The organism is Micromonospora sp. SL1-18, from assembly GCF_047921505.1.
In the GTDB taxonomy this organism is placed as follows: domain Bacteria; phylum Actinomycetota; class Actinomycetes; order Mycobacteriales; family Micromonosporaceae; genus Micromonospora.
Window position 1 is genome coordinate 1 of the sequence record NZ_JBLROA010000182.1, and the last position, 1,048, is coordinate 1,048.

Below are 1,048 nucleotides of genomic sequence, written 5' to 3' on the forward strand. Positions count from 1 at the left end.
TATGCCGGTCCGTCCAACCGACTGTCGAATGTCCAGAGCTTTCAAGGTCTTCGCGAACTCGGCCGACGTGTAGTTGCTGCCGCGATCAGAGTGAAAGACCGCACCGGGAGAGATCGTGTGATTGCGGGCGGCCATCGCAATCGCGGCAGCAATCAGCGGCGTTTTGTAGTTATCGCCGATCGCCCAACCGATCACAGCCTTGGTGCAGCAGTCGATCACCGTGGCCAGATAAACCCAGCCTTCCCACGTCGGAATGTACGTGATGTCACCGACCATTTTGGACCCCGGCTCGTCGGCGGTGAAGTCACGGCAAACGAGGTCGGGGATCGCCGCCGGCTGGTCGTCGGCCTCGGTCAGGTTGTGCCGCCACGGCCGGGGCTGACACGGCACCAGGCCCAGGTCACGCATGATCGACCGGACGAGTTCCGGCGTGCAGCGCTCGCCCCAGCGGGCCAGCTGGGCGTGGACCCGCCGGTAGCCGTACGTCTCGTCCGAGTCATCAAAGATCTTCTTGACCAACAGTTGGAGGTATTCACGGCGCGCGGCGGTCGCCGATTTTGGTCGGCCGCACCATTCGTAGTAGCCGGACGTAGACACGTCCAACCATTCGCACAGTTTCATAATCGAGTACTTCTTGGCGCCCTCTGGCGTCGCGGTGGCCTTCTCCGCATCGATGAGCTCGTACCGAGCGCTCACCGATACTCCTGCGCGAAGAAGGCTGCGGCCTTTCCCAGGAACTCGTTCTTGAGGCGCAGCTCGCGATTTTCCTTCTCTAATTCACGCAGCCGCGCGCGTTCGGACACCGTCAACGGCGGTTCCTCGCCGGCGTGCTCGCGCCGATACGCGTTAACCCAGTTACCCAAGGTGCCTTCGACAATTCCGAGCTCGCGGGCGACCTGCGCGATCGGACGTGACGTCTCGATCACCGCCTTGACCGCTTCTTCCCGGAATTCAGGCGAGTACTTCTTTCGCCGTTCGGGCATTGTTCCCTCCCCTTCCAGACGTGGATCTTATTAGGTCCACTGTCCGGAATCTTCGGGGCACCTCA

At 61.8% G+C, this 1,048-nt stretch carries 2 protein-coding genes; both read right to left on the minus strand.

The features are described 5' to 3' along the window. Positions 1–696: IS3 family transposase (locus ACNAW0_RS30420; RefSeq protein ID WP_416291487.1), on the minus strand; the 696-nt coding region annotated here is incomplete at its 3' end. Beyond that, a complete protein-coding gene (locus tag ACNAW0_RS30425) occupies positions 693–983 on the minus strand; it encodes a transposase (protein ID WP_416291488.1) in 291 nt (96 codons plus the stop codon). The genes ACNAW0_RS30425 and ACNAW0_RS30420, both read right to left, overlap by 4 nt. Positions 984–1,048: the final 65 nt, after the last annotated feature.

Excerpts from the sequence above, each read along its gene's own strand:
- ACNAW0_RS30425 (WP_416291488.1), bottom strand. The coding sequence starts at position 983 with ATGCCCGAACGGCGAAAGAAGTACTCGCCTGAATTCCGGGAAGAAGCG.